This window comes from Haloglomus litoreum (assembly GCF_029338515.1).
Taxonomy (GTDB): Archaea; Halobacteriota; Halobacteria; order Halobacteriales; family Haloarculaceae; genus Haloglomus; species Haloglomus litoreum.
In genome coordinates, this window is the sequence record NZ_CP119988.1 from 2,753,298 (window position 1) to 2,776,868 (window position 23,571).

The 23,571-nt window shown below is 71.8% G+C and carries 26 protein-coding genes and 1 tRNA gene; 13 read left to right on the forward strand and 14 right to left on the reverse strand.

From position 1 onward, the window contains the following. Positions 1-42: 42 nt before the first annotated feature. The 3 genes from P2T62_RS13625 to P2T62_RS13635 form a co-directional block, all read right to left on the reverse strand. Positions 43-990, reverse strand: coding sequence for an alpha/beta hydrolase (locus P2T62_RS13625; protein WP_276257627.1), 948 nt, complete (start codon positions 988-990; stop codon positions 43-45). Positions 991-1,097: 107 nt separating this feature from the next. Next, positions 1,098-2,357 (reverse strand): saccharopine dehydrogenase family protein, encoded by a 1,260-nt coding sequence (locus tag P2T62_RS13630; protein ID WP_276257628.1) that lies wholly within the window; start codon positions 2,355-2,357, stop codon positions 1,098-1,100. 257 nt (positions 2,358-2,614) lie between these two features. Beyond that, a tRNA-Trp gene (locus tag P2T62_RS13635) sits at positions 2,615-2,793 on the reverse strand. Between the two features lie 252 nt (positions 2,794-3,045). Here P2T62_RS13635 and P2T62_RS13640 point away from each other — a divergent pair. Both P2T62_RS13640 and P2T62_RS13645 read left to right on the forward strand, forming a co-directional pair. Beyond that, a complete protein-coding gene (locus tag P2T62_RS13640; protein ID WP_276257629.1) occupies positions 3,046-3,702 on the forward strand; it encodes a hypothetical protein in 657 nt (218 codons plus the stop codon). Between the two features lie 172 nt (positions 3,703-3,874). Then, positions 3,875-4,240 carry a 2Fe-2S iron-sulfur cluster-binding protein gene (locus P2T62_RS13645; protein ID WP_420028374.1) on the forward strand — a complete coding sequence of 122 codons (366 nt, stop codon included), beginning with the start codon at positions 3,875-3,877 and terminating at the stop codon, positions 4,238-4,240. 8 nt (positions 4,241-4,248) lie between these two features. On the opposite strand, the gene P2T62_RS13650 is transcribed toward P2T62_RS13645, so the two are convergent. After that, complete coding sequence (locus P2T62_RS13650; RefSeq protein WP_276257630.1) at positions 4,249-4,476, reverse strand: DUF5795 family protein; 228 nt, start codon at positions 4,474-4,476, stop codon at positions 4,249-4,251. 136 nt (positions 4,477-4,612) lie between these two features. Here P2T62_RS13650 and P2T62_RS13655 point away from each other — a divergent pair, with 136 nt between their 5' ends. The 3 genes from P2T62_RS13655 to P2T62_RS13665 all read left to right on the forward strand — a co-directional run bounded on the left by P2T62_RS13655 (position 4,613) and on the right by P2T62_RS13665 (position 10,396). Continuing rightward, the gene (locus tag P2T62_RS13655) at positions 4,613-6,193 is read left to right on the forward strand and encodes an NADH-ubiquinone oxidoreductase-F iron-sulfur binding region domain-containing protein (RefSeq protein ID WP_276257631.1); all 1,581 of its coding nucleotides are present in this window, start codon (positions 4,613-4,615) and stop codon (positions 6,191-6,193) included. Between the two features lie 89 nt (positions 6,194-6,282). Further along, positions 6,283-9,576, forward strand: a complete 3,294-nt coding sequence (gene fdhF, locus P2T62_RS13660; protein WP_276261621.1) for a formate dehydrogenase subunit alpha — start codon at positions 6,283-6,285, stop codon at positions 9,574-9,576. 67 nt (positions 9,577-9,643) lie between these two features. Further along, positions 9,644-10,396 carry a class I SAM-dependent methyltransferase gene (locus tag P2T62_RS13665; RefSeq protein WP_276257632.1) on the forward strand — a complete coding sequence of 251 codons (753 nt, stop codon included), beginning with the start codon at positions 9,644-9,646 and terminating at the stop codon, positions 10,394-10,396. A 9-nt stretch (positions 10,397-10,405) separates the two neighbouring features. On the opposite strand, the gene P2T62_RS13670 is transcribed toward P2T62_RS13665, so the two are convergent. After that, on the reverse strand, positions 10,406-11,923 hold the full coding sequence (locus P2T62_RS13670) for a hypothetical protein (protein WP_276257633.1): 1,518 nt from the start codon (positions 11,921-11,923) through the stop codon (positions 10,406-10,408). Between the two features lie 84 nt (positions 11,924-12,007). Here P2T62_RS13670 and P2T62_RS13675 point away from each other — a divergent pair, with 84 nt between their 5' ends. After that, positions 12,008-12,634, forward strand: a complete 627-nt coding sequence (locus P2T62_RS13675; RefSeq protein WP_276257634.1) for a molybdenum cofactor guanylyltransferase — start codon at positions 12,008-12,010, stop codon at positions 12,632-12,634. 13 nt (positions 12,635-12,647) lie between these two features. On the opposite strand, the gene P2T62_RS13680 is transcribed toward P2T62_RS13675, so the two are convergent. From P2T62_RS13680 to P2T62_RS13690, 3 genes are all read right to left on the reverse strand, one after another. Beyond that, positions 12,648-12,827, reverse strand: coding sequence for an FmdB family zinc ribbon protein (locus P2T62_RS13680; protein WP_276257635.1), 180 nt, complete (start codon positions 12,825-12,827; stop codon positions 12,648-12,650). Between the two features lie 69 nt (positions 12,828-12,896). Next, entirely contained in the window at positions 12,897-13,646 is a 750-nt protein-coding gene (gene yqeC, locus P2T62_RS13685; RefSeq protein ID WP_276257636.1) for a selenium cofactor biosynthesis protein YqeC, read from the reverse strand. 70 nt (positions 13,647-13,716) lie between these two features. Then, positions 13,717-14,013 carry a DUF7968 family protein gene (locus tag P2T62_RS13690; RefSeq protein ID WP_276257637.1) on the reverse strand — a complete coding sequence of 99 codons (297 nt, stop codon included), beginning with the start codon at positions 14,011-14,013 and terminating at the stop codon, positions 13,717-13,719. A 121-nt stretch (positions 14,014-14,134) separates the two neighbouring features. Here P2T62_RS13690 and P2T62_RS13695 point away from each other — a divergent pair, with 121 nt between their 5' ends. Continuing rightward, positions 14,135-15,055 carry a haloalkane dehalogenase gene (locus P2T62_RS13695; protein ID WP_276257638.1) on the forward strand — a complete coding sequence of 307 codons (921 nt, stop codon included), beginning with the start codon at positions 14,135-14,137 and terminating at the stop codon, positions 15,053-15,055. Positions 15,056-15,076: 21 nt separating this feature from the next. Here the strand turns inward: P2T62_RS13695 and P2T62_RS13700 are convergent, their stop codons facing one another. Beyond that, complete coding sequence (locus tag P2T62_RS13700; protein ID WP_276257639.1) at positions 15,077-16,021, reverse strand: winged helix-turn-helix domain-containing protein; 945 nt, start codon at positions 16,019-16,021, stop codon at positions 15,077-15,079. A 285-nt stretch (positions 16,022-16,306) separates the two neighbouring features. On the opposite strand from P2T62_RS13700, the gene P2T62_RS13705 reads away from it, so the two are divergent. Further along, complete coding sequence (locus tag P2T62_RS13705) at positions 16,307-16,603, forward strand: hypothetical protein (protein ID WP_276257640.1); 297 nt, start codon at positions 16,307-16,309, stop codon at positions 16,601-16,603. Positions 16,604-16,614: 11 nt separating this feature from the next. On the opposite strand, the gene P2T62_RS13710 is transcribed toward P2T62_RS13705, so the two are convergent. The 5 genes from P2T62_RS13710 to P2T62_RS13730 form a co-directional block, all read right to left on the reverse strand. Then, positions 16,615-17,292: a 2-phosphosulfolactate phosphatase gene (locus P2T62_RS13710; RefSeq protein WP_276257641.1), complete on the reverse strand. Its 678-nt coding sequence runs from the start codon at positions 17,290-17,292 to the stop codon at positions 16,615-16,617. After that, positions 17,289-17,441 (reverse strand): hypothetical protein, encoded by a 153-nt coding sequence (locus tag P2T62_RS13715; protein WP_276257642.1) that lies wholly within the window; start codon positions 17,439-17,441, stop codon positions 17,289-17,291. Before P2T62_RS13715 ends, P2T62_RS13710 begins: the two co-directional genes overlap by 4 nt. Beyond that, entirely contained in the window at positions 17,435-17,608 is a 174-nt protein-coding gene (locus P2T62_RS13720) for a hypothetical protein (protein WP_276257643.1), read from the reverse strand. The genes P2T62_RS13715 and P2T62_RS13720 overlap by 7 nt, the downstream gene beginning before the upstream one ends. 76 nt (positions 17,609-17,684) lie before the next feature. Next, positions 17,685-18,374, reverse strand: a complete 690-nt coding sequence (locus P2T62_RS13725; protein ID WP_276257644.1) for a YqjF family protein — start codon at positions 18,372-18,374, stop codon at positions 17,685-17,687. A 133-nt stretch (positions 18,375-18,507) separates the two neighbouring features. Then, positions 18,508-18,990: a GNAT family N-acetyltransferase gene (locus P2T62_RS13730; protein ID WP_276257645.1), complete on the reverse strand. Its 483-nt coding sequence runs from the start codon at positions 18,988-18,990 to the stop codon at positions 18,508-18,510. A gap of 329 nt (positions 18,991-19,319) precedes the next feature. Here P2T62_RS13730 and P2T62_RS13735 point away from each other — a divergent pair, with 329 nt between their 5' ends. The 5 genes from P2T62_RS13735 (at position 19,320) to P2T62_RS13755 (ending at position 23,507) form a co-directional block, all read left to right on the forward strand. Beyond that, complete coding sequence (locus tag P2T62_RS13735) at positions 19,320-20,573, forward strand: DUF502 domain-containing protein (RefSeq protein WP_276257646.1); 1,254 nt, start codon at positions 19,320-19,322, stop codon at positions 20,571-20,573. Continuing rightward, complete coding sequence (locus tag P2T62_RS13740) at positions 20,570-20,980, forward strand: archease (RefSeq protein ID WP_276257647.1); 411 nt, start codon at positions 20,570-20,572, stop codon at positions 20,978-20,980. Before P2T62_RS13735 ends, P2T62_RS13740 begins: the two co-directional genes overlap by 4 nt. Before the next feature lie 86 nt (positions 20,981-21,066). Beyond that, positions 21,067-22,035 carry a metal-dependent hydrolase gene (locus tag P2T62_RS13745; RefSeq protein ID WP_276257648.1) on the forward strand — a complete coding sequence of 323 codons (969 nt, stop codon included), beginning with the start codon at positions 21,067-21,069 and terminating at the stop codon, positions 22,033-22,035. A 78-nt stretch (positions 22,036-22,113) separates the two neighbouring features. After that, complete coding sequence (locus P2T62_RS13750) at positions 22,114-22,833, forward strand: hypothetical protein (RefSeq protein ID WP_337250423.1); 720 nt, start codon at positions 22,114-22,116, stop codon at positions 22,831-22,833. Further along, positions 22,830-23,507, forward strand: coding sequence for a DUF2238 domain-containing protein (locus P2T62_RS13755; protein ID WP_276257649.1), 678 nt, complete (start codon positions 22,830-22,832; stop codon positions 23,505-23,507). The genes P2T62_RS13750 and P2T62_RS13755 overlap by 4 nt, the downstream gene beginning before the upstream one ends. Positions 23,508-23,571: the final 64 nt, after the last annotated feature.

Sequence of the window (23,571 nt, forward strand, 5' to 3'; positions counted from 1 at the left end):
CCGCGCTCAGTCACCGACAGCCGCACCACTCGATGGCGCGCCCTACGCGTCCCCGCGTAGCGCGTCGGCGACCTCGTCGGCCACCACGTCGACGGCCGCCCGGGCAGTGTCCAGCAGCTCCGTCATGCTGGCGAACCCGTGGATCATGTCGTCGTAGTGCTGGTGCTCGACATCGACGCCGGCCTCGGCGAGCCGGTCGGCGTACGCGACCCCCTCGTCGCGCAGCGGGTCGAAGCCCGCCGTCACGACCGTCGCCGACGGGAGCCCGGCGAGGTCGCGCGCGAGCAGGGGCGCCGCGTACTCGTTGCGCGCGTGGAGCTCGCTCGGCAGCCACTTCTCGTAGAACCACTCGATGCTCCGGCGCTCGAGGAAGTAGCCCTCGGCGTTCTCCTCGTAGGAGTCGAAGTCGTGGATGACCGGCGAGGCCACGGCCGGGTAGATGAGCGACTGGTGGGCGATGTCGGGCCCGCCGCGGTCCCGCGACAGGAGCGACACGGCGGCCGCGAGGTTCCCGCCGGCGCTGTCGCCGCCGACGGCCACGCGCTCGGGGTCGCCGGAGACGTCGGCGGCGAACTCGCTGGCCCACTCCAGCGCCGCGTAGGCGTCCTCGAGTTGCGCCGGGAACGGGTGTTCGGGCGCGAGCCGGTAGTCCACCGAGAGGACGACGGCCTCCGCGCGGGCACACAGCGCCGACGTGACGTTCTCGTACTCGTCGAGGCCGCCGATCACCCAGCCGCCACCGTGGTAGTAGACGAGGACGGGGAACGGCCCCTCGCCCTCGGGTACGTACGCCCGGATGGGGATGGGGCCCTCGGGGCCCTCGATGGCGAAGTCCGCGATGTCACCGACCTCGGTCGGCGCCATCTCTGCCGTCAGCCGCCGGAACTGCTCGCGCGCCACATCAGGCGTGACGCCGTACGTCGGCGGCGCGTTCTGTGCGTCGAGCTGTTCGAGGAGTGCCTTCGCCTGCGGGTGTGGCTCGTCGGGCATGTGCAGGATGTCGGTTGACTAGGTATTCAAGATGGGGTCCGGGAACGGGTCATCGCCCGGGATGGGGACGCGACCGGCGGCGGTATCACCCCCCGGTTCGACGCCGGTCAGTCGTCCGCCTCGGCCACCGTCGCCGTGAACCCCACGTCGCGGAGCCGGTCGACCAGCGGCATCCCGATGCCCGACGCCGGCGTGAGGACGCCACCCTCGAGCGGCGAGTCGACCTCGTCGTGCAGGAGACACATCGCCGACTCCCCGAGCATCCGCGCGGTCCCGCCGTAGCCCGGGTCCAGGTCGACGCCGAACTCGGCCTCGACGGTGAACTCGCCGTCCGCGCCCGTCCCGCGCCCGATGACGCGGATGCTGAAGTGGCCCTTCTCCATCTGTCGCTCCGAGGGACCCTCGCCGGGGTCGGGGAACACGTACCGGCTGAGCCCCCGTCGGAGCGGCCCGACGGACATGGCGGCCCCGAACAGCCCGATACCGCCGGCGATGGCGCCCGAACTGGCCGCCCCGACCAGCGACCGGCCGGTGGGGATGACCTCGTTGCAGGTGAACTCGCGACTGTACGGGTAGTCCAGCAGCGCGTTGCTCCGCCGGACCACGCGCTCGTTGACGGCCGCCATCGGGGAGGGCGCGGTCCACTCCGAACTCAGGTCGTCCTTCCGGGCGAGGCGCTGCTCGCCACGGTCGGGGCCGTCGCGCTCGCCCGGCGGCGCCAGCGAGTACGGGTTCCGGAGCGTCTCCCGGGCGACCGGGTCCGACGAGGCCGCCTCGAACAGTTCCGTGAAACTCGCGAGCGTGCCGCCGCTCACGCCGCCGCTCGCGCTCTCGACGAGGATGCGCACCCGCTCGCACGGCGCGCCGAACTCCTCGCGCGCGAACGTCTGGACCATCAGGGTCCCGATGTCCGCGGGCACGGAGTCGAACCCGCAACTGTTGACGATGCGCGTCTCGGCCGCGACCGCGTCGTCGTGGTACTCGTCGACAACCTCCCGGATCCAGTTCACCTCGCCCGTCAGGTCGCAGTAGTCCGTCCCCTCCTCGATACACGCCCCGACCAGCGGCGTCCCGTACTTCGTGTACGGCCCGACCGTGGTGGCGACGACCTGGGTGCGGCCCGCCATTTCGCGGAGGCTCTCGGGCTCGGTCGCATCGCCGAGCACGATGGGAATCTCGTCCCACGCGTCGGCCTCCGCGAGGATGTCGGCCTCGATGCCCTCGAGTTTCGCCTCGTTCCGGCCCCCGAGCGCCAGGTCGAGGTCCTCGGGCGGATACTGCCCGGCGAGGTACTCCGCGAGGAGGCGCCCCGCGACGCCGGTCGCTCCCCACACGACGATGTCGAACTCTCGGTCGCTGTCGGACACGGTTATCGAGTGTCAGTTGAGCGCCCAGGGTCTAAACGGTCGGGTTCGGACGGGAAGGAACGGTGGCTCCCAGTGTCAGTTCGGGACGGTCGTCAGTCCGGACGAGGAACGACCGGCTCGCTCCAGCACCTCGATGAAGAATCACAACTGCCACCTTTTTCAGATGCAATTTGTTTGCAGCCGGTATAGAATAAGAAATCAGACTTCAATATGGGAAGCTTAGATGTATCTAATCAATTTTAATTTTTGTAGAGATGTGGGGCCGGAGGGATTTGAACCCCCGATCGACTGATATCTCCGGTTGCGCCTCGGTTCTCCAGAGGGTCGTCACAGCGACGCGGTGATCAGCCGGCCGCTCGGTATATCAGTCTGGAGTCTCGTCACCGGGCGCGTGGCCTCTGGAGTCAGTCGCCATGCCTGGCTTGGCCACAGCCCCTCGCCATCACGTACCCCGGTTCCGTCTAAAGGGATTTCGGTTCCGTGGGAGCCGGCAGCGGGGTGGCGTGCGCCGCCTGGGGGAGTGGTCGAGCCGTTCCAGCCCGGCGACTGCAGGCGCTGTGGGTGTTCGGTGCCGAACCGGTGGACCGGAGCGCTGTCCCCACCGACCGTGTCCCTGACGGGTGTCTCGACTCCGTTCGACCCCGGCTTCGGATAATGTTATCTCCTCACAAATCATAATAAATCCGATATGAGACAGCTATTGACGCTCACAGTGGTCCTGCTGATGGTCCTCGCGGGGTGTACGACGGGGGGTGCGCCGGCCGACGGTGGCGCTGCGGCGGAGACGCCAGCCGGATCGGACCCCGGAGCGCCCGACGGGGAGCCAGCGGACGGTGGCTCGACGGCCGCGCCGGCCCCGTTGCTCGACGCTGAGGACGCGGCCTTCCGTTCGGCGGCCGATGCCGCACTGGCCGGCGCCGCGGCAGAGCCGGGAACCGGCGCGATCTACCTCGAGGTGGTCAACAGCGCCGGGACGGCCTACTACGGGACGTACAACCACACGGAACTGACCCTGGCCGAGGTCAACGCGAACGGGATGCTCGTCTTCAACAACGACGTGACGGCGCCGCACACCTTCGGCATCCACGACCCCTTCACGACGGGACCCCGGGCCTGTGTCGATGGCGTTGAGGACGAGAGCACCAGCGGGTACGACGTCTTCGGGTTCAGTCAGCGGGGCGCGCCCAACACCCTGAAGCCGTTCGACGACGCGCTGTGCAGCTTCGAGGTCACGGAGGAGAACGGGGTCTACACCGGTGTCGGGACCGCGCGGGCCCACTTCTACACCTACACCGACGGCTACCACGAGCGCGATATGCGGTTCGTCTTCGTCTACCGGGCGTGACGGACAGCGAGCGAGTGGCCCGCCGGTTCGACCCGCCGTCCGGACCGGGGCACCTGCCGAACTCGCCGGGACCCGGTTCGCCGTCGGCTCCCGGAGGTCGCCCATCCCCAGGGTCGCGCCGGGCGGGCGAGCGGGGTAGCGATTTTTCCACGCGGGGGGCCAACGTGCGATCGTGAGCCATCCGAGTGACGGGCCGAACCGAATCCCCGTGACCGTCCGGACGGGCGACTACGAGACGACGCTCCGCGTCGAGCGCGGGACCATCCTCCGAGATGCCCTGCTTGAGGCCGGTTTCGAGGTGTACGGGAGCGTCTCACGCGCCGCCAACTGCGGCGGGCGCGGGCTCTGTGGGACCTGCGGCGTCCGCTTCGAGGGGGACGCCGTACCCGAACCCACACACTGGCACGACCGCGCCGCCGCGCGCTTCGGCTACCCGCGGCTCTCCTGTCGGATTCCTGTCGACGAGCCGCTGACGGTCCGGGTCCCGGAGAAGGTGATGTGGGGCCAGTTGCTGCCGGGCGAGCGCGACGGGGAGTGAGGGGCGCGTCAGTCCCGGTCCGTCTCGCTCCACGCGCAGTCCTGGCACTTGTAGCCCGTCACGAACTCCGTGACGCTGGGCATGTACCCCACGCTGATGACGTTCCCACCGCAGTCCGGACACTCCCGGTCGGCGTCCTCGATGGCCTCGGTGTCCATCGGCGACTCCCCCTCGATGAGTTCGGCGAGCTTCGCCGGCGTCACCATCCGACCCTCCACGACGCGGTTCTCTGACATACCCGGGGCGAGGACAGCCGTACCCGTAACCGTGTCCCTTCCGGCGACCGCCCGGAGCGCCCAGTGGGACGGACGGAACCCGAGGCGGGCGCCGGGGTGCCAACCCTTATCACGGTGACGGACGTGCTCTTGCGGAATGACCGACGCCACCGAACGACTCGCCGTGACCGCGGGCCGGGACGGCGAACGGCGACTGCGCGCGGCACGCGAGGCGGCCCCCGAGGGCGTGGTGGTCGTCCCCGTCGGGTCGACGGGCGTGCCGGCCCTGGAGCCGCTGGCGCTGGCGACCCGCGACGGCGAGACGGCCATCCACGCGACCGCCGACGCCGAGCGGTGCGCGGAGATCGCGACCGAGTTCGACGGCGGTCGGCCGCACCTCCACGCGCACGCCGTCGTCGAGCACGAACCCGGGACGGACCGGCTGCCGACCCCCGAGGAGGGGCCCCTCTCCGTCGGGCGGCGGCGCGTCCTCGGTCCCTGTGGCTGGACGCGGATCGACGATTTCGGGCCCGAGCGCCAGCCCTCGCTGCCGGCGGACCCCGGGGCGGTTCTCGGCCACGCCGAGCGCGTGGGGCTGCTCGGCCGCGGGCGTGGCGACGCCGCGCGCGACCGGCCCGTCGCCGAGGACTGGCGGACCGCCCGCGACACCGAGGGCGATACCGTCGTCGTGGTGAACGGCAACGAGGCCGACGCGGCCGTCGCCGGGGACGAGTTGCTCCTCGCCTCGGCGCCGGCACACGTCCTCGCCGGCGCGTTCGCGGCCGCCAGGGTCGTCGACGCCCGGGACGTGGTGGTGTACGTCGGCGAGCACGACGACGACGCGGCCGAGCGGACCGCAGCGGCGGCCGACGCGCTCGCGCCCGAGGACGTGAGCGTGCAGGTGGTCACCGGGCCGGACACCTTCACGGCCGGCGAGCCGACCATGGCGCTGGAGGCACTGGAGGGGTCGGACCGCATCGAGGCCCGTCGCCGCCCTCCGGGGCCGGCCGAGTGGGGCCTGTACGGCCGGCCCACGGTGGTCCACACGCCGCGGACGCTGGCGCAACTGGTCGCTCTGCTCCGGGCGCCCGACGCCTTCGACACCGACGCGGGCGACCCCGGGACGCGGGTCGTGACGGCCACACCGCGCGGCCCCGGCGGTGACGCCGTCGCGCCCCCGGCGACGGTCGAACTCCCGACGGGCACATCGGTCGGGCGGGCGCTGGACGCGCTGGGCGCGCCCGACAGCGAGGACTCCCGCGACTTCCGACCGGACTGGGCCGTCGTCGGCGGGCGGTTCGGCGGCCTGCGGCGCGACCTCGACGTGCCCGCTGGCGCCCCGGCGCTCCTGGCGGCCGACTGCGGGACGGCGGGTGCCGTCGAGTCGTTCGCGGATGCGTGCGCCCTCGCGGCGGTCGGGCGCCGCGCGGCGTTCGCGCGCGAGGCGAACTGCGGGCGCTGTGTGCCGTGTCGCGAGGGCTCGAAACAGCTACACGAGGGCCTTCGGGCGGTCTACGACGGCGACCACGACGAGGCCGGGCTGCGCGAACTCCTCCGAGCCATGGGCGAGACGAGCCTCTGTGCGTTCGGTCGGGAGGCCGCACGGCCGGTCCGGACGGCACTGGACCGGTTCGCCGGTACGGTCCGGGCGCACGCCGACGGCGACTGCTCGGCCGGCGAATGCGATGACGGACCGCGTGACGAGGCCACCGAGGGGCCCGGAGGTGTCTGGGCGTGAGCGCCGACGGCCAGCCGGACGACGGGGAAGCGGCCGACGGCGAGCGGGCACCCGACGGGCCCGACGAGGGCTTCCCGCGCGTCCCCGACCTGACGGACCCACGGCCCTCGACGCCGCTGACGGAGGACTTCCGCACCGGAACGGCCAACGACCCGCCGCGGTACTCGGCGCGCGGCGCCGACCCGGACGACGGGATGGTGACCGTCACGGTCGACGGCGAGGCCGTGGCGGTCCCGGAGGGTGCGACCCTCCTCGATGCGGTCGAGGCCGCCGACGCGGGCGACGAGGTCCCGGCACTATGCCACTACGACCGCGACACCGAGGCCGCCGAGGAGATCGGCCCGCGGACGACCTGCCGGACCTGCGTGGTGGAGACCGACGAGGGACTCGTACCCTCGTGTAGCCACCCCGCCGAGGACGGCGCGACCATCGGGACCGACACCCCGGACGCGGCCGAGGCGCGCTCGGTCAATCTCGACCTCGTCCTCTCGAACCACAACCTCCGCTGTACGACCTGCGGGAAGAACGGGCGCTGCGAACTGCAGGACGCGGCCATCGAGGCCGACGTCGAGCACCCACGCTACGGCGTCATGGACGACCGCGGCGAGTACGAACCCATCGACGACACCTCCGGCGTCATCCAGATCGACCGCAACAAGTGCATCCTCTGCAACCGTTGCGTCGAGGCCTGCAACGACGTGCAGGTCGAGGGCGTCCTGCGCGTCGAGGGCGGGGGCGCGGAGCGCCCCCAGGCGAGCGGCGAAGCCGCGAGCAAGGACGAGGACGGCGAGCCACGCATCGGCTTCATGAGCCAGGCCGAGACGATGGCTGACTCGACCTGCGTCTCCTGTGGCCACTGCGCGACGGTCTGCCCGACCGGCTCGCTCGTCGAGAGCGACTACACCGACGCGACCACCCTGCCGATTCCGGGCTTCACGCAGAAGAACTCGGTCGGCGAGGTGCTGGAGGCCGAGCCCGTGGCGACCGCCGACCGGCCGGACGCGGGCGGCGGGATGGGCGGTGACGGAGCGGCCGCGGCCATCGACGAGGACCTGTCCGGCGTCGCCCGGTTCATGGCGAAGGCGAAACGGAAGGCCCGGCAGGCCGCCCGGAGCGCGGGCGAGCGAGCCTTCCTCGAGGGCGAACACGCCGCCGAGGCCGTCGCCGCGAGGACCCTTTCCGAGGGGCGACTGTTCGACATCGCCAGCGGCGTGGCCCGGTGGCGCTCGCGCGACATCGAGACGACCGAGACGACCTGCGGTTACTGCGCGGTGGGCTGTCGCTTCGAGGTCCACAGCAAGGACGACGACATCAAGGCCGTCCGGCCGACCGACCCGGACCACGCGCCGGCCAACGACTTCTCGACCTGCGTCAAGGGGAAGTTCGGCTACGAGTTCGTCGGCAGCGACGACCGCCTCACGTCGCCACTGGTACGCGACGAGGAGGCCGGCCCCGACACGCCCGGTCCGGACGGGTTCCGGGCGGTCTCGTGGGAGACGGCCATCGAGCGCGTGGCCGACGGCCTCCGCGACATCAAGCGCGAGCACGGGCCCGAGGCCCTGTCGGCGTTCGCCTCCTCGAAGTGCACCAACGAGGAGGATTACCTGCTCCAGAAGTTCGCCCGGGCGGTACTGAAGACGCCGAACGTCGACAACTGCGCGCGGCTCTGTCACTCCTCGACGGTCGCGGCGCTCCTCCAGACGGTCGGCTACGGCGCGATGAGCAACTCCATCGACGACGTGGCGAACACGGACTGCTACCTCATCACCGGGTCGAACACGACCGAGTCGCACCCGGTGCTGGCCACTCGCATCAAGCGGAACGTCCGCGACGGCGCGACGCTCCACGTCTACGACCCGCGGAGGACCGGCATCGCCGAGCACGCAGACCAGTACACCCGCACCCGGCCTGGCTACGACATCGCGTGGCTCAACGGCCTCACCCGCTACGTCATCGAGAACGACCTCTACGACGACGTGTTCGTCGACGAGCACGTCCGGAACTTCGAGGCGCTGCGCGAGAAGGTCGACCCGTTCACGCCCGCGGAGGTCGAACGGCTGGCGGGCGTCCCGCCAGAGGAGCTGGCCGAGACGGCCACGGCCATCGCCGCGGCCGACACCTGCGTCTTCGGCTGGGCGATGGGCCTGACCCAGCACGGCCACGGCACCCGGAACGTCCTCGCGGTCGCGAACCTCGCGCTCGTCACGGGCCACGTCGGGAAGCGCAACGCCGGCCTGAGCCCGTTCCGCGGCCACAACAACGTCCAGGGCGGGGGCGGCGACATGGGAACGCTCCCGAACAAGCTGCCGGGCTACCGGGACCCCACGGACCCCGAGGTGGCCGACGAGTTCGAGCGGGTGTGGGGCACCCGCCCGCCCGAGGCGGTCGGCCTGAAGGTGACCGAGACGTTCAGCGCCATCCACGAGGGCGACGTGAAGGGGCTGTACGTGATGGGCGAGAACCCCGCCCTCTCCGAGCCCGACATCCAGCACGCCGAGGAGGGGCTCTCGGAACTCGACTTCCTCGTCGTGCAGGACGTGTTCCTCACGGAGACGGCCGAGCACGCCGACGTGGTGCTGCCAGCGGCGTCGTTCGCCGAGAAGGACGGCACCTTCACGAACACGGAACGGCGGGTCCAGCTGGTCGGTGAGGCCGTCTCCCCGCCGGGCGACGCGAAGCCCGACTGGCAGATTCTCCAGGTACTCGCGAGAGAGCTCGGACACGGCTGGGAGTACGAATCAACAGCCGAGATCATGGACGAGATAGCCGAGGTCGCGCCCATCTACGGCGGCATCTCGCACGACCGGCTCGACGCCGAGGGCGGCCTCCAGTGGCCCTGCACCGGCGAGACCGACCCCGGCACGCGCTTCCTCTACGAGGACGGCTTCAACTTCGAGGATGGGAAGGCCCGCTTCGTTCCCGCCGACATGGGCCGGCCCGGCGAGTTGCCGGACGAGGAGTACCCGCTCACGCTCACCACGGGCCGCGTGATGTACCACTTCCACACCGGCACGCTCACCCGGCGCGTGGAGGGCATCATGCGCCACGTGGGCGAGTCGTTCGTCGAGATCAACCCCACCACCGCGGAGACGCTCGGTATCGAGGACGGCGACGCCGTCCGCGTCGCCTCCCGCCGCGGCGACATCACCGTCCGCGCGCAGGTGACCGACCGCGTCGGCGAGGGTGTCGTCTTCGTCCCGATGCACTTCGCCGAAGGGGCGGCCAACGTCCTCACCGACGAGACGTACGACCCCACGAGTGGGATTCCGGAGTACAAGGTCGCGAGCGTCCGCGTCGAGCCGACCGAGGGCGCCACGAGCGTCGACGACCTCGCCCCCGACCGGCCGGAGGGTGCGACCGACGAGGCGACCGGCGACGACTGACGCCGGGTCGTGGGGGAGACTCCCACGCCCGAGGAAGGTTCTTGCCGCGCGGCCGACCGTCCCCGACATGGACGATACGGACACATTCGAGGCGGCGGTCTACGATGCCTGGGTCGATGCCAGCGACCTGCCCTGGGCCGAGGACGTGGCGTTCTACCGGCGGCTCGCCCGGGAGGCCGACGGCCCTGCGCTGGAGGTCGGTGTCGGCACCGGCCGCGTCTACCTCGACCTCCGGCGCGATGGCATCGACGTTGACGGTATCGACCTCTCGGCGGGGCGGCTCGCGCGACTCCGCGAGACGGCAGACGACGAGGGGCTCGACGTCTCGGTCCGGCAGGCCGACGTGACCACGTTCGACCCGGACCGCGAGTACGGGCTGGTCTACTGCCCGGCGCGGGTGTTCAACCTCGTCACCTCGCTGGCCGACCAGCGTGCCGCGCTCCGGACCATCCACGGCGCGCTCGCCCCCGGCGGCCGGTTCGCGCTCAACACGTTCGCCCCCGACCCCGACTACGTCGCCGAGAACTACGGCGAGGCCAGGCAGGTACCCGTCGAGGTCGACGGCACCACCTACACCGTCCGCGACGTGATGGAGCTGACCGACGCCATCGACCGCGTGGGGACGCAGTCCCGCGAGGTGTCCGACGACGGCGGGGAGGTGGTCCTGGAGACCGAGACCGAGATCGCGCTCGTCACGAAGCGCGAGTTCGAGCTCCTGTTCGCGGATGCCGGCTTCTCGGACTGGACGTTCTACGGTGGCTTCGATGGCGACCCGCTGGCGTCGACCGCACAGGAACTCGTCGCGGTCGCCGAGCGGTAGCGCACCGGGTCAGGCCATCTCCGGGGAGGAGAACCGTGCGGCGACCCGGTGGGCGATGAACCCGACGAGCGTGGCGCCGGTCCCCCAGACGACGACCAGCACGAGCGTCTCGACGCTGTCGGGCACCTCCCGCCCGGCGACGTGACCCACCGCGAACAGCCACGGTGTGACGAGCACGGACAGGACCAGCCACCGCCGGCGTGGGTCCGGCCCGTCGAGATGTTCCAGCCGCCCCAGGCCGATGGTCCCGGCGAGCGGGAGGGCGCCCCCGACGAGGAACAGCAGCGGGGGAAGGGGGCTGTCACCGGCGAGTACGCTCGCAGCCACCGTGAGGACCGCCGCACCGGCCGCGACGGTCACGCCCGGGACCAGCCACGGCTCGACCCCCGCCCGGAGGTCCGGGAGCCAGCCGCCCGCGGCGTCGCTCCCGGCATCCGCCCCATCGCCCTGGTCGTCCTCGGCGCCGCCATCATCCCGTCCGGCTCGCCAGAGCAGGTAGCTCGCGACGACGACCACCAGCCCGACGGCGACGAGGCCGAGCGGCCCGAGGACGATGGCGAGCGGGCCCAGCGTCAGTAACAGCGCGAGCAACAGGCCGCCCACGGCGTACCGGGTTCCGCCCCGCTTCCCGGCACGGAGTCCACCCAGCAGCAGGCCGAACTGTATCGTCGGGAGCAGCGCGACCCAGAACGAGTCCGGGACGACCCAGCCCAGCGTGTCGGCCGTGAGCGTGGCGTGCGCGGCGAGGGTTCCGCTCGCCCCGTCCGGCGCGAACACGAGTGTCGAGTCGGCCGGGAGCGAGCGCAGCACGACCGCGTCGCCGCGGACGGTGGCGCCCTCGGGCGCGACGACCGGGCGCGTGCCCGGCGGTGCGTGGACGACGAGCCGGTCGATCCCGAGCTGGTAGGGATGGCCGGCGTTCTCCGGGTGCGGGTTGCGCCCGTCCCGGACGTCGAACCGGTCGACCTGCACCGCACCGCCGATCCCCTCACGGACCAGCGGCGGTGTCTCCGCCGGCTCCAGTCCGGGGATGCCGGCGACGCGGAACGACACGACGAGCGCGTCGGCCTCCGTTCCCACCGAGAGGTCACGTGCCTCGAAGGCCGGCACGGGGTAGACCGGGCGACCGTCCGTTCCCTCGTAGCGCGGCGTCGGCGTCGTCGCACGGCCGCCGGGACCCGACCTGTCGCCGGCCCGGACGGCCAGGACCGTCTCTTGGACGGCCTCGCGGCGCGAGGCGTTCCGCTGGAGCTCCTCGGCCGTCTCCAGCCCGACCCGCGTCCGCGCGACGACCCGCGGGGCCCCGCCGGTCTCGGGCGCCAGGTGGAGGTGTGCGACGCTCTCGCCGGTCGATGCGTTCGGTGGCAGCGCCCGGGCCGCGCCGTCGTCGCTGCAGCCGTAGCAGACCGACGGGGCGGGCTCGGCGCCGCCACAGCCCGCCAGCACCGCGAGGAGGGCGAGGGCACCGAGGCCGAGGAGCCGCCGCCGGGGTACCCTGCCCCCACCGTCGTCGCCGTTCGGGGACATACCGGGGAGCTACGGAGCCTCCGGCAAGTGTCTTGTCCGTCTCTGGCCGCCGTGGTTTTGCCGACGACGGCCGTAGCGACCGGCGTGACATCCGACGACCGGACGGCGGTGGTCCTGGCCGGCGGCCGCTCGACGCGGTTCGATGGGGGCGACAAGCTCCTGGCGGACCTCGCGGGCGAGCCGCTGCTCCGCCGGACGGTGGAGCGGCTCGCACCCACCGCCGGGGCGGTGATCGTGAACTGTCGGGTCGACCAGCGCGACGGGTTCGCGGACGCGCTCGCGGGAGTGGACCCGGAGGTGACGTTCGCAGTCGACCCCGACCCGGACGCGGGGCCGATGGCCGGCATCCGGACCGGGCTCCGGGCGACCGACGACGCGTTCGCCCTCGTGGTCGCGGGCGATATGCCGTTCGTCGCGCCGGGACTGGTCGAGCACCTGTTCGATGCGGCGACGGGCCACGACGCCGCCGTCCCCCGCATCGACGAGTGGTTCCAGACGACCCAGGCCGTCTACCGCGCCGAGGCAATGGCCGACGCCTGCGACCGGGCGCTCGAACGCGGCGACGCGAAGATCCTCGCACCGCTGGAGGAACTGGACTGGACCGTCGTCGAGGAGGCGACGCTCCGCGCGAACGGCTGGCTCGACTCCTTCGAGAACGTCAACACGCGCGAGGAGCTGGCCGCGGCCGCGGCACGGTTCCGGGGGGCGTGAGCGGGCCCCGGGGTCAGCCCTCCGACTCGACGCGGACGACCGTCTCGGCGCCGCACTCGGGACACGCGTCGTGGTCGGTGTGGAACCGCTCCTCGCAGGTCCGACACCGGTAGTCGGCCTGCCCCTCGGCGACGTCCTTCGCCGTCCGCGAGAACTCCTCGACCTGCCGACCGAGCTTGTTGAAGAAGCCCATCTGTTGTCACCACGGATGGGGAGGAGCCCGATAAGCGTTCTCGCCGAGCCTCCGGCCCATGCCCCCAGACTACTCGAACGTCGCGACGAGCCGACCCTCCGCCATCCGCGCTGTGACGACCCGGGCCACGCGGTCGGTGCGTGCGAGGACGCCGCCGGCGATCTCCTCAGCGGTCGCCCGCAGCGCGTCGTCGTCGACCATGTTCACGAGCGCGACGACCGTCGCCTCGCCCGGGACGTTCCGCAGGCCGCCGTCGGCGCTCGCGAGGACCGTGGCCACGTCGTCGGCCGTCAGCTCGGCGCCGACCTCCCGCCCCGTCACGGCCGCCACCCGTTCCGGTCGGTGGACGTGCGCCTCGTCCAGCGGCTCGCCGACCACGCGGGCGCTCGCGACGGGAATCACGGTGTCCGCCGTGGCCGGGACCACGGGCTCGTGGTCGGCCGGGGCCTTCAGCCAGCGGCCGCGCGCGCCGTCGGCCTTGACGAGCGTCGCGTCGACATCACGCTCGGCCGCGGCGCGCGCGAGTTCGGCGACCGTCCCGGCGTCGTACCCCTCGTAGCGAACGTCGTCGGCCCACCCGGGGACGAGACCGAGCGGCCAGTCCACGGGGTCGTACGGAGCGGTCGCGCGGAGCGCCGCGATGGGGTCGTCGCTCTCGATCAGCCGGCTCACGTGCTCCGGGAACGCGGGGATGCGCGTCGTCGCGGTGAGGACCGCCCGGTCCAGCCGGTCGGCCAGCGTGTAGAGGCTGGTCTTCTTGCCGCCCGCGCCGACGACGCAGACGAGTCCGTCGACGGCCAGCGCCTCGACGAGGTCCATGCGTCGACTCGGACGGGTGGCGACAAAGGCGTGCCGTCCGTCGGCCCACGAGGACCGTGCCGGCCCCCAGTCAGGCGCGCTCGACCACGAGCGTCGTCGTGGTATCGAGGCGGTTCCCGCCCTCGACCGCCGCGACGCGGAACGTCACGTCCCGCGGGGAGCCACAGCCACAGGAGACGAACTCCTCGACGGTCTCGCCCTCGGTCACGGTGTCGTGGCGCCGCCGGAACGACGCGAGGAACGTCTCGTCGGTCACGCCCTCGTACACCCAGTCACGCACGTCCTCGGGGAACGCCTCGGGGTCGTAGGTGAGGCGGACACGCGTTGCGGGGCCCGTCGCCTCGGTCGTGTCGGTCGACTCGCTCATACTCGTGTGTACGACCGGACGCGTAGTGTGCGTGACGCGGTCGTGCGCGCGAGTCGAACATCGTTAACCTGTGGTCGCCCCGAACCGAACACCTTTGTCGGTGGCGGGCACGGGCCGGCACATGGCATCCGAACCGGTCAGCACACCCGAGGAAGCGTTCGCCGACGTCCCGGACTTCGACTACGAGCCGCGCTACGTCACCATCGAGGGCGCGCCCGGCCAGCCCGAGATGGCGTACGTCGACACCGACCCCGAGGGCGAGGCGGAGGAGACGTTCCTCTGCCTGCACGGCGAGCCGACGTGGGGCTTCCTCTACCGGAAGATGATCCCCACGCTCGCCGAACGCGGGCGCGTCGTCGTCCCGGACGCGCTGGGCTTCGGTCGCTCGGACAAGTACACCGAGCGCGAGGACTACGACTACCGGCTCCACTACGACGCGACCGAGGAATTCATCGAGACACTCGACCTGACCGACGTGACGCTGGTGTGCCAGGACTGGGGCGGCCTCATCGGGCTCCCGGTGGCCATGAACAACCCCGAGCGCTTCGCCCGCATCGTCCCGATGAACACGGACTGCCCGACCGGGACCGCGGAGATGGCCGACGAGTGGTACGACTTCCGGGACTTCGTCGAGCGCGTCGAGGAACTCCCCATCGGGATGCTCATCCAGAACGCGACGGCGACCGAACTCAGTGACGAGGAACTCGCGGCCTACGAGGCCCCCTACCCCGAGGAGGAGCTGAAGGCCGGCGCGCGCGAGTGGCCCGACATGGTGCCCCGCGCCGACGGTGGCGACGGCGGCGACATCACCAGCGACGCTCGCGAGAAACTCGGCGAGTGGGAGAAACCCGCGTTCGTCCTCTTCGCCGATTCGGACCCCATCACGCGCGGCGCCCGTGACCCGCTCCGGGAGCTGATCCCGACCGCCGACGAGCAGCCCGATACGTGGATCGAGGGCGCGATGCACTTCCTCCAGGAGGACGCCGGCGAGGAGATCGCCGACGAGATCGTCGCCTTCGTCGACCGGACGTCGGGGGCCTGACGGGGCCCGCCGGGCGGGGCGTTACGGGTCCCGTTCGGCCGCCAGCACCTCCAGTCGCTCGTCCAGCCGCAGCGAGAGGCGGTCGTCGCCGATCTCGGCGACGAGGCGGACCCGGAGCGGGTCCTCGGACTCGACCGTGGCCGGCTGGTCGAGCAGCCACGGCACCTCCCAGAACGGGTCGGTCCGGAGGTCGATGCCGTGGTCCGCGTGGAACGCGACCACCGCCGGATGGTCGAGGACGACGGCGCCGAGCGCGCCGGTGACCGTTCCGCCACAGACCTCGCAGTCGAACCGGGCGCCGTACAGGCCGACCGTCTCCTGGAGTTCGCGGGTGAGCCCCGCTCTGACACGACCGGAGCACTGCGGGCAGAAGCCCCGCCGGGTCCGCTCGACCATGCTCTGCACCCAGTGGCTGAACGCCAGCGGGAGTTCCTCCTCGTCGAACCCCGCCAGCAGGGTCGGCGGCGCGCCGAACTGGGTGACCGTGACCCCGCACCCACCGCACGTGACCGACACCGTCTCGTCGGCGTGCTCCGCCCGGAGCGTTCCCCCGCAATCGGGACAGGTTCCGGCGTCGAACGGGTCGATCTCCGCCCGGGCGGAGTAGAGCCCGGAGTGGACGGCGCCGACGACCTGCTCCCCGGCGTACGTGAGGACGTAGCCCTCCCCGGGGTCGTCACGGTCCTCACCGTCGTCGGCGCTCGCCTTGCGCACGAACCGCCCGGTCAGCTCCCCCAGGTGGTAGTTGAACCGGCCGCTGTCCCGGACGCCGACGGCCTCGCGGAGCGTCGAGAACGACTGCGGGCCGTCGGCCGCCCAGAGCGACCGGAGGATCGACAGCCGGGTCTCGTTGGCGACGGCGCCGAACGCGGCCGCCGAGCGGGTCGCATCGATCGTTCCGTCTCCCACGCCCCCTGCTGTGGGACGGCCGGCGGTGCCGTCCGTCGGGCTGTCGTCGGAGGTCATGCGGGCCTCCCGATTCCGACCCCGGCCCCCGTCGGGGGCAGCCGGGGCGGTCAGCGGCCGGCGGACCGACGGTCGAACTCGGGACGGTCGAAGGGGTGGCACACGCCCCGACGTTGTCGGTCCGGGGTGATAAGCATCGAGAGAAGACGATTTCTGTCGAATTTCGTAGACTATCCGCCCGGCCACCGGAGGTGGCTCTTCCACTGGCCGGACGGATACCACTCGCTGGCCCATCGGCGCCGCTGGGCACCGAACGCTTTTGCGTGACCTGTGTGAGGACGGTACATGGCAGACGACGGGCGCGACTTCGACACCCGGGTCGAGACGAACCGCTGGGAGTCGTTCACCCGGCTGACCTTCTCGTACTTCGCGGACCAGGACTACCGCGTCGAGCGGACGTTCGACCAGAAGCTCGGCGAGCTGAAACTCGTCTTCACCGACGAGGACCGCGGCGAGCGGGCGGCCTTCGTCTACGAGGGGAGCCCGCCGGACATGGCCCGGGAGAGCCTCCAGACGATGCAGAAGCTGTTCGAGGGGTCGATGGACGCGGCGACGTTCTGGCGGCAGATGCTGGGGAACTGAGCCACCGCCGCTCACTCGGCGACGAACACACCGTCGCGCAGCCGCGGTACCAGGTCGATGGAGTCGAACTCGCAGAGCGCCTCGATCTCGTGCTCGTAGCCCATCTCGCGGAGCCACTGTGCCGTGGGCGTCCCGCGGATGGTCTCGGCGAGCGCGGCGGCGGCGGGCGGCGAGCCCTCGAGGTGACCAGCGATGCGGTCGACCCCGGCGACGTCCTCGCCGACCACCTCGCCCTGGCGCCCGGCCGCGACGAGCCACGTCTCCTCGTGGTCGGTGACGGCCTCGGCCACGGCCGCCGCGTTCACCGTCGTCCCGACGTAGATGTCGCGGTCGTGGCCGATGCGGTCCATCGCGCGGGTCCCGTTCGAGGAGAGCAGGCCGACCGGTCTGTCCGCGACAGGGTAGTCCGCCACCAGCGACGGCAGCGGGGAGCCGTCGAACCCCTCGACGGACTCGCCACCCTGCTCGCCGACGAGGAAGGCATCCGTCTCGGCCCTGAACGCGCGAGCGGCGTCGGCGTCGGCGAACGGACGGACGTAGTCGGCCCCCGCCTCGAGGAGGCGGACGACCGTGGTCGAGGAGATGATGACGTCGACCACGACGAACGCCGCGTCCGGGACGGGTTCGGGGAGGTCCTCCTGGCGGTCGACGCGATGGACCGTTCCATCGGCCGCGCTCGGACCCGTCACAGCGGCTGCTCCCCCTCGATGATGGCGACGCCCTGCTCGCCCAGCGCGGCCATCTTGTAGGCCGCCAGTGCACGGTTGAACCGCAGGTCCGTCACCTCGATGCCGGTCTGGCCCTCGGAGCGGTCGACGAGGGCGCCTGTCGCTACCATACACACCCACCGAGCTTTCCGACGGTAAAAGCCCCGCTGTTCAGCGACACCATCGTTAACGGGGAGAGGGTGTTCCGGAGCGGCTGGACGTCGCATCCGACGACTCCGGGCGGGACCGCGAGGTCGCCGCACGCACCCGCGAGTTCGTCGCCGAGGACGTCGAGCACATCACGCGCTACGACGGCTGACGGCGCAGCGCGGCGCGGGGCCCCACTCGGACGCGGGGCAGAGCGTCCAGCGCTGCTACGCCAGCTTGCTCCGTGACCCGACGATGTCGACCCCCGGGCTGTAGTGGTACACCGGGTCGGCGTCCGGCCGGGCGAACCCGTCGGCCGCGAGCAGCGTGTTCGTCTCGATGTCCGCGGTCGCGTGGAACAGCGTCCACGGCTCGTGCTCGACGTCGGCGTACCGCAGGCGCCCGCGCTGGTCCTCAGTGTAGAACCGGTAGCGCTCGACGAGGAACTCGGTGAACGGGTCCTCGGTCGCCACGAACGGCTCCCCGGTCGGCCGATAGGTCCCCTCGTAGCGGGCCGGACGCGCCCCGGGGTGGCGACGACGACTGGCGAACCGGACCCGGTCTCCCGACCGCTCCAGCGAGATGCGGGCGTAGAAGTACGGCAGGTGGTGGAAGACGCGTGCGCCCACGACGCTCGCGACGCCCTGCGCGTCGAGGCTGAAGAAGTAGACGCTGGGCTCGCCGTCGTGGGTCACGTACGTCCGGACGTTCAGTTCGGGGAGCCGGAACCCCACCGACGGGGGCAGTCCCGCCGGGCGGACGGCGACGTTGGTGAACGGGACCACCGTGAGCCACGCCGACCCGTCGTAGGTGTCCGGCGCCAGCCGCTCGGGCAGGTGCGCGTCCATCACGGCCGGGTCGACCGGCCAGTTCTCGAACAGCAGGTACCGCCACCCCATCGCGAGCGGGAGGACCATACCGACCCCTCCGTCGGGTGAGGGGAACTGGTTTTGGGTGAGGCGGGGACCGCAGCATTATCCGAAAGCTACACCGATATCTGATTAACAGGCACCACAGACGGGTAGTGGCACGGATTCGAGAGTCGAGAGGCTATCTCCCCATCAACTTCGAGAGGCGCTCGGTCAGGCCACCGTCGCCGAGGCGGAGGTAGTAGGCGTCGCCGCGGTCCTCGTAGTAGTTGTCGACGCGGCGCTCGATCTCGAAACCGACGTGCTGGTAGAAGTCGATGGCGTCCTGGTTGGTGGTGCGGGCGTGGCAGGTCACGGAGGAGTGGTCGTCGGCGACGGCGGCGATGAGCTGCTCGCCGAACCCCTCGTCCTGCCAGTCCGGGTCGACGGCGAGGAAGAGGACGTAGCCGTCCCGCCGGGTCGCTGCGAACCCCACGAGCTCCTCGTCGGGGCCGGAAGCGACGAGCGCGTACACCGTCGAACGACGGTAGGCATCGGTGAAGAACCCACGGCGCTGCTTGAGCACACCGTGGCGAGCGCGGATGCGCTCTTTCAGGTCCCACGCGTCGCCCGAGAGCTCGTCGCTACCGGGACCGACGACACGCAGCTCGATATTGACGCTCACTACCACCCAGGTAGGCGCCTGACAGGATATAATTCCACCGCCAGGCGGGTCGGTATCCGGCCCGCCGATACCGGGCGCAGACGGGCGGGCGGGGCGAGCTGGCGCTGGGGCGACGGCCCGACCCACAGGCCGGACCGCACTCCCGGCGATGGAGGCCCCGTCCCGGAGAGCCGGACCAGCCGTGGGGACGGGAGCTCGACAGCGCGGGAGCACAGTTCGGGAGGGGGCACAGTTCGGGAGCCGGGGGCCACAACACGGCAGCCCGGAGGCACAGTTCGGGAGCCCCGGGCCACAACCCCTTAGGTGCGTGCCACCGCACTACGGCAGTAATGAGCGCGCTCGACCCCGACGACGCAGAGATCGTCGGGAGACGACAGTCGCCGAGGGAAGTCCTGCGCGAGTCGCTGGTCACCGGCGCGGCCATCATCCTCCCGCTGGCCGTGACGCTGCTGGTCCTCAGTTTCGTCGTCAACTTCCTCTCGAACGCCCTGAGCCCCATCTCCTCGACCGCCGTCACGAACCTCCCGTTCAACAACGCCGTCATCGTCCAGGCCATCACGGTCATCCTGCTGCTCGTCGTGATGCTGGTGGTCGGGTTCGTCGCGGAGTACACCGAGAGCGGCAGCTCGGTCGGCCAGCGGTTCGACGGTTTCATGGAGTCGATCCCGGGTGTCGGCTCCGTCTACACCAGCTTCAACGAGATGTCCGAACTGCTGCTGGACTCGGACACGGAGTCGTTCCAGGACGTGAAGCTGGTCCAGTACCCCGTCGAGGGGTCCTACACGGTCGCGTTCAAGACTGCCGACACGCCCGCCACCCTCGAATCCGACACCGGCGAGGACGAGATGATCACCCTGTTCATGCCGATGGCACCCAACCCCGTGATGGGTGGGTTCGTCATCCACGTCTCCACGGACCGCGTCGTGGACACCGACATGACCGTCGAGGAGGGCATCCGGAGCATCGTCACGAGCGGGGTCGCCATCGGCGACACCAGCCCGGCGATGCGCGGGCTGAGCGAGGAACAGCTGGAGGAACTGGCGCGGCTCCGCCGCGTCGAGGACGGCAGCCAGCCCGAGTCGACCGGCTCGGTGGAGACGGACCCCGGCAAGCGGGCCCACTACGAGCGCGATGTGGCGCCGGAGTTCTCCGAGACGCCGGATGCAATCGAGCGCCGCACGGAGGGCAGCGCCAGCGACGCCAGCACGCCCGCCGACATCGAGCGTGGCGGTGGCTCCATCGGGGACACCGGCGGGACCCCGGCGGAGGCGAGCCGCGCCGACGACCGGACCCGGGGGACGACCCCGGAGCCACCGGCCGAACGCGCCGGGCGGAAGCGCGACGACGGGGCCGACCCGACGGACGGGAGCGGCGCCACCGCGGACGTCGGCGACGGTACCGCTGATGAAGCCGGCGTCGACGCCGACGCTGACGGCGATGGCACCGCCGCTGTGGATGGCGCCGCCGCTGATGGGGACGCCAGTGAGGACGCCGGCGGCGACGGGGAGAACGGCGACCTGTTCCCCACGGACAGCGAGGAGTGGACCGTCGACGGCGAGGGGCCGGACGGGGACGACTCATGAGCTTCGAACTCCGGGACCACACCGCCGACGTGGCGGTCGCGGCCGAGGGGGAGACGCTGGGCGGGACGTTCGCCGCCGTCGCCGATGGGCTCGCCGCCGCGATGTGCGACGAGTGGCCGGACGACGGCGACCGGTTCCCGGTGGGCATCCAGAGCGAGAGCGAGGAGTCGCTCCTCTTCGACTACCTCGACGACCTCATCTACCAGCGCGACGTCGAGAACGTCCTCCCCGTCGACAACTCGTGTGAGGTGTTCTTCCGCAACGGCACCTGGGTCCTCAGGGGGGAGTTCCGCGGCGTGCCGCTGGACCGCGTCAGCGCCCGCGAGGTGAAGGCCGTCACCTACTCCGACATGCGGATCGAGCGGACCGCCGACGGCTACGAGGCGTACGTCGTCCTCGACGTCTGAGGCGGCCAGTTCGGGCCCGATGTCGGGCGCCCGACGAGGGGCCGCGGGCCGCGGCGCTTATCCTGTCGGGTGCCGTAGCGAGGCCGATGTTCGTGGGCCACGGACTGCTGGCGTTCGCGCTGGCCGCCGCCGCGGCGCGCGTGCGCGGGTGGTCGCCCGAGCGGGCGCTGGCGCTCGGCCTGCTCGCGGGCGCGTTCGGGCTCGCACCGGACGTCGACATCCTCTACGCCCCCGTCGGCGTGCTGGGTGCGAGCGGGCCCCTCGACGCCGCGAGCGGCTTCTGGCGGGCCGGGAACGAGGTCCACCGCGCCGTGACCCACTCGCTGGTCGTCGCCACGGTCGCGAGTCTCGCGGCCGGCGCGTGGACGACCGGTCGCCGGCCGGGGCGCCTCGGCGCGGTGGCCGCGCTCTCGGCCACGGTGGCGGTCGCCTTCGCCGTCTCCGGGGCGCTGGGCGCGGTCGTGCTGGCCGCGTTCGGCGTGGCCGTACTCGGCCTCGCACGTGTCGGGCGCGCCCACCTCGGCCTCGGCCCGGCTGCCGTCGCCACAGCGGGCGCGGTCGGGACGCTGACGCACCCGTTCGGCGATCTGTTCACCGGCGAGCCGCCGGCGATACTCTACCCGCTCGACGTGACCGTGTTCGTCGAGCGCGTCGTCCTCGCGCCGGACCCGACGCTGCACCTGCTGGGGGCGCTGTTCGTCGAACTCGGGACCGCGTGGCTGGCGGCGCTGGTCCTCGTGTGGCTCCGTGACGACGGGCTCCCGGCCTGGCCCGGCATCGGTTCGCTCGCCGCCCGCATCGACCGCCGGGCCGGCATCGGCCTCGGATACGCGGGCGCGGCGGTCCTCATCCCGGCGCCGACACTGGAGGTCTCGTACCACTTCGTCTTCCCGCTGCTCGCGGTCGGTGCCGGCGTGACGGCGGCCGCAGCCATCGGGGAGGCGCGTGCCGCCGGGGACCGCTGGCGGGGCATCGAGCGCGCGGCGCTCTCCGGGCTCGCCGCGGTCACGCTCGCGGCGCTCGCGTACACCGCTGGGTACCTCCTGCTGGGCTGACTCCGGATGCGCGGCCACCGCCGGGGCCCGTCTGCCACGGCCCGGAATCATATGTAGCCCCGGCGCGGAGTACCGCCGATGGCTACCGACCTGGATCGGCTGGTCGAGGACGAGCGACTGAACGCGGCCCTCGCCTGGGTGCTCGTCGCGCTCGTGCTGCTGGTCGCGGTCGGGAACGCGGCGATCGGCGAGCTGGCGTGGGCCGCGTTCGCGACGGCAGTGGCGCTGCTGGCCCTGCAGCCACCGGTCCGGTTCCGGACGCCGCGCGCGATGCTCCCGTGGGAGGTGCTGGCGCTGGCGGCGCTCCCCCTGCTCGCGCGACCGTTCACCATCCTCGCGGGCATCGGAACGGGCGCGCTGGCGACCTACTTCGCGGTGGCAGCGGTCGCGCTCATCGTGGCGGTGAACCTCCACGTCTTCACCCCGGTCGAGATGAACGCGACGTTCGCCGTCGTCTTCGTCGCCATCGCGACCATGGCCGCCGCGGGCGTCTGGGCGGTCCTCCGGTTCGCCGCCGACGTGTTGCTGGGGACGGGGTTCCTGCTGAAGCCCGGACTCGACGAGCACGTCATCGAGCGGAACGTGATGCTGGAGTTCGTCTACTCGACGGTCGCGGGCGTGGCCGCCGGCCTGGTCTTCGACCGGTACTTCCGGCGGCGTCAGGCCCGCCACGAACGCCTCCCGAGCGACGTCGAGACGGAGCTCCGGGCCGAACAGGAGTCGTTCGAGGAGTACGTCGGCGAGCGGTCGGAGGGGTCGCCACTCACGGCGGCCCGCCGCCGCGAGGGGGGGCGATGAGGCTCCGCGACCGGATCGGCATCGACACCCGGACACAGGCCCGCCTCGCGTGGGCGATGGAGCTCGTCCTCGTCGGCATCCTGTTCGTCGGCCTCTGGGACCGCGACACGGGCGTCATCGTCAACACGGCGGTTGCGCTTGGCGTCACGCAGCTGGTGCCGATACTGGAGCGGGACTACGGCATCCCGATGGACCCCGCGCTGACGCTGTGGATCACCGCCGCCGTCTTCCTCCACGCCGTCGGCGTCGTCGGGTTCCCCGGGTCGCCACAGAACCTCTACCAGGACCTCTGGTGGTACGACCACGTCACGCACGCCCTCTCGGCGTCGGTGGTGGCCGCGGCCGGCTACGCGACCGCACGCGCGGTCGACCTGCACTCGGTCGAGGTGCGGCTCCCGCCGCGGTTCATGTTCGCGTTCATCCTGCTCCTGACGCTCGCGTTCGGCGTCTTCTGGGAGGTCATCGAGTTCACCATCGGCGAGGCCGCCGCGGTCCTGGGGGGCGAGCCCGTCCTCACCCAGTACGGGCTGGACGATTCGATGCTCGACCTCGTGTTCGACACCGTCGGCGCGGTCGTCGTGGCGGTCTGGGGGACGGCCTACCTCACGGACCTAGCCGGCGCCATCGCCCGGCGGCTCGGTGACGAAGCCCCCGACCGCCGCTCGAGCGACTGACATCGTACGGGCCCCCGATCCCGACGGAACGCGTCGTCCCGGACCGGCACACATCTTTAATTGG

Coding starts and splice junctions, on each gene's coding strand:
- P2T62_RS13625 (WP_276257627.1), bottom strand. CDS start 990: ATGCCCGACGAGCCACACCCGCAGGCGAAGGCACTCCTCGAACAGCTC.
- P2T62_RS13640 (WP_276257629.1), top strand. CDS start 3,046: ATGAGACAGCTATTGACGCTCACAGTGGTCCTGCTGATGGTCCTCGCG.
- P2T62_RS13650 (WP_276257630.1), bottom strand. CDS start 4,476: ATGTCAGAGAACCGCGTCGTGGAGGGTCGGATGGTGACGCCGGCGAAG.
- P2T62_RS13655 (WP_276257631.1), top strand. CDS start 4,613: ATGACCGACGCCACCGAACGACTCGCCGTGACCGCGGGCCGGGACGGC.
- P2T62_RS13665 (WP_276257632.1), top strand. CDS start 9,644: ATGGACGATACGGACACATTCGAGGCGGCGGTCTACGATGCCTGGGTC.
- P2T62_RS13670 (WP_276257633.1), bottom strand. CDS start 11,923: ATGTCCCCGAACGGCGACGACGGTGGGGGCAGGGTACCCCGGCGGCGG.
- P2T62_RS13680 (WP_276257635.1), bottom strand. CDS start 12,827: ATGGGCTTCTTCAACAAGCTCGGTCGGCAGGTCGAGGAGTTCTCGCGG.
- yqeC (WP_276257636.1), bottom strand. CDS start 13,646: ATGGACCTCGTCGAGGCGCTGGCCGTCGACGGACTCGTCTGCGTCGTC.
- P2T62_RS13690 (WP_276257637.1), bottom strand. CDS start 14,013: ATGAGCGAGTCGACCGACACGACCGAGGCGACGGGCCCCGCAACGCGT.
- P2T62_RS13695 (WP_276257638.1), top strand. CDS start 14,135: ATGGCATCCGAACCGGTCAGCACACCCGAGGAAGCGTTCGCCGACGTC.
- P2T62_RS13700 (WP_276257639.1), bottom strand. CDS start 16,021: ATGACCTCCGACGACAGCCCGACGGACGGCACCGCCGGCCGTCCCACA.
- P2T62_RS13705 (WP_276257640.1), top strand. CDS start 16,307: ATGGCAGACGACGGGCGCGACTTCGACACCCGGGTCGAGACGAACCGC.
- P2T62_RS13715 (WP_276257642.1), bottom strand. CDS start 17,441: ATGGTAGCGACAGGCGCCCTCGTCGACCGCTCCGAGGGCCAGACCGGC.
- P2T62_RS13725 (WP_276257644.1), bottom strand. CDS start 18,374: ATGGTCCTCCCGCTCGCGATGGGGTGGCGGTACCTGCTGTTCGAGAAC.
- P2T62_RS13735 (WP_276257646.1), top strand. CDS start 19,320: ATGAGCGCGCTCGACCCCGACGACGCAGAGATCGTCGGGAGACGACAG.
- P2T62_RS13740 (WP_276257647.1), top strand. CDS start 20,570: ATGAGCTTCGAACTCCGGGACCACACCGCCGACGTGGCGGTCGCGGCC.
- P2T62_RS13745 (WP_276257648.1), top strand. CDS start 21,067: ATGTTCGTGGGCCACGGACTGCTGGCGTTCGCGCTGGCCGCCGCCGCG.
- P2T62_RS13750 (WP_337250423.1), top strand. CDS start 22,114: ATGGCTACCGACCTGGATCGGCTGGTCGAGGACGAGCGACTGAACGCG.
- P2T62_RS13755 (WP_276257649.1), top strand. CDS start 22,830: ATGAGGCTCCGCGACCGGATCGGCATCGACACCCGGACACAGGCCCGC.